Genomic DNA, 10,190 nt, shown 5'->3' on the forward strand with positions numbered 1-10,190 from the left:
TTGTCTGCGTGAGGTGTTTGGGGAAGGCGTGTACCGCATTGGCGATGACGAGTTTTGTGCTGTTGTCGAGAAGGTGGATTACAAAGAGTTCGCCGAGCTGGTTGAGCGCGCCGCGCAGCGCTTTCTTGACGAGGGGCTTCCTGCTTCCTTGGGCCCGGCATGGCGCGAGAGGTGCGTGAACGCGGAAAGCTTGCTCGATTTGGCTGGCGACCGTATGCGCAACGCAAAACGCGGAAGGCATCGTGCGACCGACTTGGGAGTTGATCTGGCATCCGATGCTGCGGTCAGTAATCTTCTGCGCCCGGGCGGTGCCCGGGAGGCCGTTCGGGCCGGCTTGTTCACGATCTACCTTATGCCGCAGGCCTCCAGTGCAACGGGCGAGATCGTCGGCGCGGAAGCGTTGATCCGCTTCCGCAACCAAGAACGCAAGCTGCAAGCACTGCCATCGTCGTTCATCCCGGCCCTTGAGGATATGGGCGAGATATCGTCTATCGATTTCTTTGCGCTGTCGGAGGCGTGCGCGACGGTTTCGCGCTGGCAGCAAGAAGGGCGCACGGTGGTGCCGATTGCGGTCAATTTCTCCCGACGCACCATTGTCGACAAGGGGTTTGCCGAGCGCGTCGCCGAGGTGGTTGCATCGTACGATGTCGATCCGTGGTTCATAGAAATCGAGATTACGGAGTCGGCTCGCGAAGACGACAGCGCACTGCTTCGTCGGGTTGCCGATGGACTCAGGAGCGGTGGATTCCGTGTTGCCATCGACGATTTCGGGGTCGAGAACGCCAACTTCGCCCTCTTTACTCAGCTGATGTTCAACGTGCTGAAGATAGACAAGTCGCTGGTTTGGGGTCTCGGTTCCGAGAGGCATACGATGAAGATTATCCGCGGGTTGGTAAATCTGTGCGACGATTTGGGCATTGAAACGGTTGCCGAAGGCATCGAGACCGAAGAGCAGTACCGCGCACTTCGCGAAGCGGGTTGCACGCGGGCCCAGGGATACCGCCTCGGCAAGCCGCAGCCGATCGACGAATTCGAGCGGAGGTTTTTCACCTAATGGATGCTTCTCGGATAGGCATCATCTTCGACTGTGATGGCACGCTGCTGGATTCGATGGGCGCGTGGCTCGAAGTCGAAGATGAGTTGGCACGGCGTGCCGGCATACAGTTGACGCGTGCGGAATCCGACTTGCTCACTACACTCACTATTCCTGAGGCAGGCGATTTCTTCCATGAGCGCTGCGGCCTGGGGTCGTGCGGTTCCGACGCCGTGCTTATGATGGACGAGCTTATGCTGGACTACTACCGTACGCGCGCAATCGAGCGGCCCGGTGCGCTGGCGTTCGTGCGCGGCCTTGCCGAGCGCGGCGTGCGCATGAGTGTTGCCTCCTCCAGTCCGCAGCCGTACTTGCAGGCAGGATTGGCCCTGACCGGGTTTGCGCCCTACCTCGACCATATCGTGTCGGTCGACGATGTGGGCAGGTCGAAGCGCGAGCCTGCCGTCTATGACTATACGCGCGACCTTATGGGTACACCCCTGGAAACTACCTGGGGTTTTGAGGACTCAGCCTACGCACTGCGTACCCTGCGCGGTGCCCGCTACCGCACGGTGGGCATCTACGACAACGACCTCTCCGGCACGTTCGAGGAGCTGGCGGCCTTGTCCGATCATGCTATCAAGAGCTTTGAGGAGCTTGATAGCGGGGCGTTTCCCCGGTAGATTTGAGGTGCAGCGTCCGGTTAACCAGGCAGTTCGCGCGCATTTTGTCTTTGGGAATAGGCTGAAGTGCTTTTATCAGGAGAGTGCTTCGAACAGGTCGCGGTACTCATCGACCGCTTTGTTGTAGGCATCTAGGTACCTAGATTTGTTCTCGCCGTTCAAGGGCGGGTCGATGGGGACGATCTTCACGTAAGGTTTGCTTCCTTTGATGACCGTTACCTCGACGTTGTCCTCATGCACGCGTTTTGCAATGGTCGGAAATTGCGCGCGGGCTTCCGATGCCTTAACCGTGAGGGGCATGGCGATTCCTCCTTTCGCTTCTAGGCGATTAACTATGCTGATATAGAGAATTAACCGTCTGAATCTATGGAGCTTCGGGAGGTTCGGGAGGTTCGGGAAGGGAGGGCTTGGGGATAGCTGTCAGCTAGTCCCACGGCTCGCGCTCGAAGAGCGGCGGTTCCTCGCGGCGGTCGGAGTAAGGGTCGTAGCCGTCGTCGTCCTCGTGGGCGGCGCGGAGGAAAGGGTCTGCTGGCGGCAGTGCCCCCTCGGAGCGCTCGCTGTCGGCGGTTGCCGCTATCGGCGTGACCGTGGGCCGCAGGGTGTAGCGCTTGTGCGGCGCGCGCGGAGAAGCCGGGTTGCTCTCGTCTTCTCCGCGCAGCGCGTTCGGTTCCTCAGGCATCTTCGCCGGTTCCTGCCTTTTCCAAATCGTAGGGCGTGGTCTGGTAGACATAATAGTTCAACCAGTTGGTGTAGAGAAGCTGCGCATGGGCTCTCCAGGTGACCAACGGCTTTTGCGTGGGGTCGTCGGCGGGGAAGTAGTGCTGCGGCAGCGCGGGGCTGATGCCCTTTGCGGCATCGCGCTCGTATTCCTTCATCAGCGTGTCGCGGTCGTATTCGGGGTGGCCGAATGCGAAGAAGTGCCGGCTGTCGGTGCTTTTGGCGAGGTAGACGCCGGCTTCGTCGGATACGGCTATCAACTCGAGATCGGGGTGTGCCTCGATATCTTCGGCCCGCACTTCGGTGTAGCGCGAATGCGGTGCCCAGAAGCAGTCGTTGAAACCGCGCGCGAGGGGCGATGAGGGCTTGTTCACCCGGTGCTCGAACACGCCGAACATCTTGGCAGGCAGCTCGTGCTTTGCCACGCCGTAATGGTAGTAGATGCCGGCTTGGGCGCCCCAGCAGATATGGAATACGGAATGCACGTTCGTCTTCGACCAGGCCATGATATCGCACAGCTCGCCCCAGTAGTCCACCTCTTCGAAGTCCAGCAGTTCCACGGGCGCGCCGGTGATGATCATGCCGTCGAAATGCTGGTCTTTGATGTCGTCGAACGTGGTGTAGAACGTCTCGAGATGCTGCGCGGTCACGTTCTTGGCATCGTGGCTCGCGGCCTGCAGCAGCTCGATCTCTATTTGCAACGGCGTGTTCGACAGCTTGCGCATGATCTGCGTCTCAGTGACGATCTTGGTAGGCATGAGGTTCAGCAGCACCAGCTTCAGCGGACGGATGTCCTGGTGCATGGCGCGCCTCTCCGTCATGACGAAGATGTTCTCGCTTTCGAGGACGTCGGTGGCGGGCAGGGAGTCGGGGATTCTGATGGGCATGGTGAACCTCGCCTGTTCGATGGGTCGTTTCGTCCGTTGGTGCGGCGCTTGGGTCTCTCGCAGGGCTGCTTGCTCTATGATACCTAATATTCCGATAACTTGATTATCTTGAAAAACGGTAACTTATTATCGGAAAGAGACCGCTACCGAAGGGGAAACCGTGATGGCTATAATGTTTCGATCCAAAAGGTATGTACCGATGCTTTCGGCAAGGAGCCGCCATGAGCGAGTCTATCAGCACCACCTGCGTGCAGGGCGGGTATCGTCCCCAAGACGGTGAGCCCCGTCAGATTCCCATCTACCAGTCCACCACCTGGAAATTCGATTCGAGCGAGCATATGGGACGGCTGTTCGATCTGGAGGAATCGGGCTACTTCTACTCGCGGCTGGCAAACCCCACGAACGATTTCGTTGCGGCGAAGATCGCCGAGCTCGAGGGCGGCGCGGCGGCCATGCTCACGTCGTCGGGCCAGGCGGCAAACTTCTTCGCGGTGTTCAACATTGCGGGATGCGGCGATCATGTGGTGGCCTTGTCCGCCCTTTACGGCGGTACCTACAACTTGTTCGCCGTGACCATGAAGCGCATGGGCGTGGAATTCACCTTCGTGGCGCCTGATTGCACCGACGAGGAACTCGAGGCAGCCTTCCGCCCGAATACGAAAGCCGTGTTCGGCGAAACGATTGCGAACCCGGCACTGGCAGTGCTGGACATCGAGCGCTTTGCTGTGGCTGCGCATGCGCATGGGGTGCCGCTGATCGTAGACAACACGTTCCCCACGCCGGTGAACTGCCGTCCTATCGAATGGGGTGCCGACATAGTGACGCATTCCACCACCAAGTACATGGACGGGCACGGGGCCAGTGTGGGCGGCGCTCTCGTGGATGCGGGTCGTTTCGACTGGTTCGCTCATGCCGACAAGTTCCCCGGCCTGACCACCCCTGATGACAGCTATCATGGCGTCGTGTACGCCGAGCGCTTCGGCTTGGGCGGTGCCTTCATCACCAAGGCGACAGCCCAGCTTATGCGCGATTTCGGTTGCAGTCAATCGCCGCAGAGCGCCTACCTGATAAACCTGGGCTTGGAAAGCCTGCACCTGCGCATGGCCCAGCACAACAAGAGCGGCTTGGCACTGGCGCAGTACCTCTCCCAGCATCCCCAGGTGGCATGGGTTCGCTATCCTGGTCTGGAAGGCGATGGGTCTTACGAGTTGGCGCAGAAGTACCTGACGGGCGGCGCGAGCGGGGTGGTCAGCTTCGGGGTGGCCGGTGGTCGCGAGGCGGCCGAGACGTTTATGGGCGGCTTGAAGCTCGCTCAGATTGCCACGCATGTAGCCGATGCGCGTACCTGCGTGCTGCATCCGGCGAATGCGACGCACCGTCAGATGAACGATGCCGAGCTGGCGGCTGCCGGCATCACCCCCGATCTCATTCGCCTTTCGTGCGGCATCGAGGACACAGCCGACCTGATAGCCGACATCGACCAAGCGCTTGCAGCGGTGTAGTCTGAGCCTCTTGCACATAAGATCGACGAGACGGCGCTGTTTTCCCGAGGAGGGGAAGCGGCGCCGTCTCGCGTCGTATGCGCTGGTGCGCCAAGGAATCTCTGGCATACAGGTATGCTTTCTGCCATGGTAAAAACTTTCTAGTCATTTCTCTAACCCTTGAAAAGCTGCGGTTAACTTGCGAACATGAACGAACGAGGGAGAGGGAGAATAAGGTCATGGAAAAGCAACTCATGGCCGACGACAATTCGCTGCTGGGGCGCGTCTTTTCGCTGGTGTCGCGGGAGGCGCAAACGCTCGAATCGCTTTCGTCGGCGATGGACGTATCCTTAGAAGATATGTCCATCTACTGGGTTATGGTCAACAAGCTGCGCAGAAGCCAAGGGCACAGCTTGCCTGTTCCGCCCGATATGGCTTTGCCGGAGGGCGCGTGCGGCCTGCGGCGTACCGTGGGCGGCTGGTATGCAATGACGTGGCGTTTGGGCAAGCTGCTTGAAGGGCTCCAGCTCAGCGAGAGCCTTGCCGTCCATTACGAGCGCATCCTTACCGAGCCTGAGGGTGGGCACTACGAATTGAACCTGGCGGCCAACGAGGTGGTTTTGGCGGCTCGGCTGGAGAATCCGACGCTCGATGTCGCCCAGATGAAGAGGATATGCGTCCAAGCGTGCGAGCCGTCAAGCGGCAGCGAGCTTTTGGTGTCCAACGCGGGAAAGATACTCCTGAGCATCGAAAATTATCGCGATCGGCCGATCACTGCGCATTTTATCGAAAGCCTTTATGCGAGGCTTGTCGAGGGAATCTCGATAAGGGAGGCGCACGAGGCGGAGGGGCGAGGGGCTGATACGGTAGACGGCCTGCGCAACAAGGCCTTGGGGTCCTTCTGCGCAAGCCTTTGGCCGCGGGGGGCAGACAACACTGGTTTAGGCGATCCTTTCGTCGGCGTTTGCGGCGGCAGCGTTTGCGGCAACCATACCGTCATCGATGCCCTCATCGCCTTGCATTTTTTCAAGACGTTTCGTCTGTTTCCTGCGGGGAACGACGTGTTCGCCTACCTGATGTACTTCCTGGTGCTGCATCGTGCGGGCTACCATTTTTTGGCGCATGTTCCCGTTGTGGAGCTGATGTACGCAGGCAAGGCATGCGACACCCCGGGCCGTTGTCTCCCCTGCGAGCCGGGGGATCTGGCCGTCGAATGCGACGGGTACCACGATTGGACACGGTTTTTCGAGTGCGCCGTGGAGCTTTTGGCTGGCGAGCAGAACCGCCTGGTGTCAAAGCTTGATGGCATGAGCCGCCGACGCGAGCGCTTCCGCGCCATCATCGATGCCGACGAAAGCCTGAACTTCCGGCAACGGGAAGTGCTGCTGGAGGCCATCTTGCACAGCAATGCCGAGTTTACGTACGCTATTCACGTGCGGCGCTACGACGTGTCCTATCCCTGCGCTCGCAGCGACTTCGCCCGGCTTTTGGATACCGGCTTCCTCCGCCAGCATGATGACGGGATACGGCACTTCTTCGTGGCTTCCGAGAATTTTAACCAGCTGTTCCTTGTTTACTTGAAGGAACACTGCAACCAGGCTTTTTACCAATATTATCACGAAGACGGCACCCTGCGCGACGAGTATAAAAGTGCCGGCGATGTCGTCTGCGCCTACAACGAGAGCGTCGGCTTCTACGAGAAATCGCTGTTGGACAAAACCTATATCGAACATTACGACTTCCGCCGCACGTCCATTGCCGATTGCGATGGACCGCGCACGCACAGCTGGCTGAAGGATGGTATCGAACCTGCTTGACGCGTTGTCCGGCAACGAAGGACTTGCGTCCGGCGTCGCGCTTGTTGAAATGCAGGAAGGGACCAAGGAGAAAGGAGTATCGGGTAATCCGTTTTCTCACTATCAAAGGAGGGATCAATGAAAGACAACACGAACGAATACGCGTCGGAGCATCCTCGTCGTAGGACGAAGCTGATGGTGGCGCTCCTTGCAGTCACCCTTGTTGCTTCGTTTGCCGTTTGGGGGTGCGCTCCCAAGGCGTCTGAGGCTCCGAAAACTGACACGGGGACCGAAAGCAAGGCGAGCGGCGACAAGGCTGCATCAGACGCATCGAGCACCGACGAACTGGCCGCGTACAGCGGGTTCCCCACGGAAGGCCGCTTTATCGACGGCATCGCGTCGCTGCCCGGGTTCTATCGCCATGCCGACGAAGATGCTGAGAACGCCACAGCTGAAGCACCCCGCCGCTACACCGACCGCAACGGATTCACGGTGCAGCCGGTTCCGTCCGACGAGCTGGGCTGGAACAACACCTACCTCGACGCCGACAACCGTGGGTGTACCTCGTGCCATACGCTTGAGAGTGCGCTGATGGGCCTACCTACCTACCATCGCCTCATTTTCATGGGCTATCCGGCCGAGCAAAGCTATCAGAACTGCATCGCGTGCCACTCCGAGTCGTATTCAGACGATCCGCTGGCCGATCCTATCCACACGCTGCACATGAACAGCACCATGTTCACTAAGGACGACAACGGCAACTGCCAGTCTTGCCACTACATCGATTCGCGTACCGGTGTGTTCGAGCGTTGGGATGAAGTGAAGTACAGCGTGTTCAAGGGCTACACCGACCTCGCGTCCGATGAGGCCAAGCCGTCCATCAGTTACGACCAGACCACTATTACGCCGGCTGAGAACCGCTTCTTCAAGACGGTTAAGGACGAGCCTGCCGAGTGGCTGACCGATGACACGAAAGTGGACAAGTCCATCTATGAGAACTGGGTCGTCTCCATCGACGGCGAATGCGAGAACCCTGTCGAGATGACGCTTCCCGAAATGGAGAAGCAGTTCGGCACCGTGAAGCAGGTCATGAAGATGGACTGCACCATCAACGGTGTCGGTCAAGCCACCATCATGCAGAGCGAGGTTGAGGGCATTCCTGTAGCGAAGATCATCGAGTACGCCAAGCCCAAGGCCGGTGCCAACATCCTCAGCCCCATCAGCGGCGACGGCTACGACTATGCCCAGATGAGCCTGCAATGGCTGATCGACAACGAAGCGGTCATCGTTACCAAGATGGATGGCGAGCTACTGCCTCCGTCGCAGGGCTATCCTTGCATGATCTGGGTGAACAAGACCTCAGGCGGCAACTTCACGAAGCGTATCTCGAACCTCACGTTCATGACGAAGCCTGCCGACAAGCTGGACTCCCAGCTCTACGTGGGTCAGTTCACCGACGACCGCACGAGCGAAATATACTCCAAGCCCAACAGCGGCGTGCTGAACTACCCCACCGGTGTGGTGCTGACGGGCGACGAGGCCAAGACCGTGCATCTGGAGGGCTTTGCCGACGCATGGGACGAGCCCATCAAGAAGATGGAGTTCTCGTTCGACCAGGGCAAAACTTGGACCACGCTGGACACGCCCAGCAACAACGCCGACTTCTGGACCTACTGGCGCATGGACTTCACGCCGCCGGCCCCGGGCGCTTACCTGTTGAATATCCGCACCACCAGCATCACGCCTGAGGGTGCCGACCGCGTGTGCCAGTACAACACCCAGTTCATGTTCACGGTAGAGTAGAGGAGGGAATACATATGAAAGCAACGACGAAATACGGTCGAGGCGCCCTCTCTGCCGTCGCCGGCCTGACCATGATGGCCTCTATGGCCGCAGCTCCCGCTTTGGCGAACCCGGCTCCGTCCGACAAAGCAGAGGCGAGTGGAACCGAGGCCAAGGCGCAGAGCACGACGGTGCAGAACACGCAGGTCAAAGTTGCCGAGGTCGCAGGAGAGTTTTCCTTCGATCAGGGTAATCTAACGCCGAACGAAGTAATCAAGAACTTCTTCCAGCGTGCGACGCAAGCCTTGTGCGGTGCGACCACCAACCTTGAGGTGGACAATCCGCTCGAGTGGAAGCTTTCGGTTGCGGGCGACGTTGACCAGGAGTTCACGGCCTCGGTGGGCGAGCTTGCCAGCGAGGAATCGGTCAACAAGGTGATGGGCTGCACCTGCGGTGGGAATCCTGCCGGCGGGCGCGCCACCATTACGGCCGACGTCAAGGGCATTCCCGTCGATCATCTGCTCAATCGGGCCGGTATGGCGTCGGGAGCGAACACGATCACGTTTGTCTCCGCTGACGGCACCAGCGTGGCGTTCCCGCTTGGGTACGTCATCGGCCGCCATGCGGTGCTGAGCTATGAGATCAACGACGAGGACCTGTCGGCATCGGTTGGCGGAAACAACCAGCTCTGGATGACGAAGACGCCGGCGAACTATTTCGTGCGCGACGTTGTTCGGATCGTCGTTTCTACCGAGGACGAGGTTCCTGCTGCGCCCGGCGCGAACGACGAGCATCCCAACAGCCCCAACGCGGGCGTGTTGGCCGCCACGCAAGGATAGGACGGACCGTGATTGCTCCCCAGCAGGTCGAAGTGGGCAAGCCTATTACGTTCAGCGGTTACGCTGAAGACTTTGGCAAGCAGATCGTGTCGGTTCAGTTTTCGCTGGACAACGGCGAGAACTGGACCACCTACGACGTGTCCGATTCTGCCTGCGAGCTTTCGGTGCAATGGACGTTCACCTATACGCCTGAAACCCCCGGCTCTTACTGCTTGCTGGTGCGCTCGATCAACAGCGACGGACGGGCAAGCCCCGAAGCCGACCTAGCAGAGTTCACGGCATCTTAAGCTCCGATGCCTTGACGCGATGGCCCAGGAAACTCCCTCTCCTGGGCCATTTTGTTGCCTGGGTGTGGCCAAACAGCAAAAGCGGCAACGAACAAGCGAGGACGACATTAGGGCGGCCGCTCGTTTTCAGGTCAACAAATAGTTGTACCTCAAAGGACGATCTTCTGCGCTTTCTCAGCTTGTATACTGTGAGCAGTTCGCGATTTCCGACCTAAGGAGGAGGATGCCCGATGGATATTAAAGCAATTGCGGAGCAGGTGATGGGTGCGCTGGGCGAGGCGCCGGAGAAGATCCATGAGCTCATAGCCGACCCAAAGGGCGTCATTGAGCAGATTACCGGGCATACCCTTGAAGAAGGTCAGATCGGCGAGGTGGTAGAGCACATCAAGACGCAAATCAGCGAAGGTGCCGCCAACTTCGATCTGAGTGCTATCGGCGATCAGCTGGGTGGCTTGTTCGGCGAAGGTTCGCCGCTGGGCGGCATCGGCGATGCTCTGGGTGACTTGTTCGGCAAGAAGTAGAGCGCGCGGCACGGTAACCGCTTTTGCAGAGGCGCGGGCAGCGGAGGGAAACCTTCGTGTCCGCGCCTTTCCGTTTTTCGGGCAGTGCGGTGCAGCGGTGGCGGACGTGTGGTGCGGCGATGAAAAATGCCGCACGATTGGAATCATGCGGCATTGGTGTGGTG

The 10,190-nt window shown here is 59.3% G+C and carries 11 protein-coding genes; 8 read left to right on the forward strand and 3 right to left on the reverse strand.

The window, feature by feature from the left end; translation table 11 throughout:
- Together RR842_RS09030 and RR842_RS09035 are read left to right on the forward strand one after the other, a co-directional pair.
- A partial coding sequence (locus tag RR842_RS09030; RefSeq protein ID WP_332729536.1) for a GGDEF domain-containing phosphodiesterase occupies positions 1–1,054 on the forward strand: 1,054 nt, incomplete at its 5' end.
- Entirely contained in the window at positions 1,054–1,716 is a 663-nt protein-coding gene (locus tag RR842_RS09035) for an HAD family phosphatase (protein ID WP_332513763.1), read from the forward strand. The genes RR842_RS09030 and RR842_RS09035, both read left to right, overlap by 1 nt.
- Positions 1,717–1,791: 75 nt before the next feature.
- Here RR842_RS09035 and RR842_RS09040 read toward each other — a convergent pair whose 3' ends face one another.
- The 3 genes from RR842_RS09040 to metA form a co-directional block, all read right to left on the reverse strand.
- The gene (locus RR842_RS09040; RefSeq protein WP_332729538.1) at positions 1,792–2,016 is read right to left on the reverse strand and encodes a prevent-host-death protein; all 225 of its coding nucleotides are present in this window, start codon (positions 2,014–2,016) and stop codon (positions 1,792–1,794) included.
- A gap of 124 nt (positions 2,017–2,140) precedes the next feature.
- A complete protein-coding gene (locus RR842_RS09045) occupies positions 2,141–2,395 on the reverse strand; it encodes a hypothetical protein (protein WP_332522438.1) in 255 nt (84 codons plus the stop codon).
- The gene (gene metA / locus RR842_RS09050) at positions 2,388–3,320 is read right to left on the reverse strand and encodes a homoserine O-succinyltransferase (RefSeq protein ID WP_332513227.1); all 933 of its coding nucleotides are present in this window, start codon (positions 3,318–3,320) and stop codon (positions 2,388–2,390) included. Before metA ends, RR842_RS09045 begins: the two co-directional genes overlap by 8 nt.
- A 221-nt stretch (positions 3,321–3,541) precedes the next feature.
- Here metA and RR842_RS09055 point away from each other — a divergent pair, with 221 nt between their 5' ends.
- The 6 genes from RR842_RS09055 (at position 3,542) to RR842_RS09080 (ending at position 10,026) form a co-directional block, all read left to right on the forward strand.
- Positions 3,542–4,822 carry an O-acetylhomoserine aminocarboxypropyltransferase/cysteine synthase family protein gene (locus tag RR842_RS09055; RefSeq protein WP_332513226.1) on the forward strand — a complete coding sequence of 427 codons (1,281 nt, stop codon included), beginning with the start codon at positions 3,542–3,544 and terminating at the stop codon, positions 4,820–4,822.
- A gap of 218 nt (positions 4,823–5,040) precedes the next feature.
- Positions 5,041–6,618, forward strand: a complete 1,578-nt coding sequence (locus RR842_RS09060) for a hypothetical protein (RefSeq protein ID WP_332729539.1) — start codon at positions 5,041–5,043, stop codon at positions 6,616–6,618.
- 117 nt (positions 6,619–6,735) lie between these two features.
- A complete protein-coding gene (locus tag RR842_RS09065; RefSeq protein WP_332518420.1) occupies positions 6,736–8,400 on the forward strand; it encodes a molybdopterin-dependent oxidoreductase in 1,665 nt (554 codons plus the stop codon).
- Between the two features lie 14 nt (positions 8,401–8,414).
- Positions 8,415–9,218 (forward strand): molybdopterin-dependent oxidoreductase, encoded by an 804-nt coding sequence (locus RR842_RS09070; protein ID WP_332518421.1) that lies wholly within the window; start codon positions 8,415–8,417, stop codon positions 9,216–9,218.
- Positions 9,219–9,226: 8 nt separating this feature from the next.
- Positions 9,227–9,505 carry a molybdopterin-binding protein gene (locus RR842_RS09075; protein ID WP_332518422.1) on the forward strand — a complete coding sequence of 93 codons (279 nt, stop codon included), beginning with the start codon at positions 9,227–9,229 and terminating at the stop codon, positions 9,503–9,505.
- A 230-nt stretch (positions 9,506–9,735) separates the two neighbouring features.
- Positions 9,736–10,026 (forward strand): hypothetical protein, encoded by a 291-nt coding sequence (locus tag RR842_RS09080; protein ID WP_332513217.1) that lies wholly within the window; start codon positions 9,736–9,738, stop codon positions 10,024–10,026.
- Positions 10,027–10,190: the final 164 nt, after the last annotated feature.

The organism is Gordonibacter sp., assembly GCF_036667095.1.
GTDB lineage: Bacteria > Actinomycetota > Coriobacteriia > Coriobacteriales > Eggerthellaceae > Gordonibacter.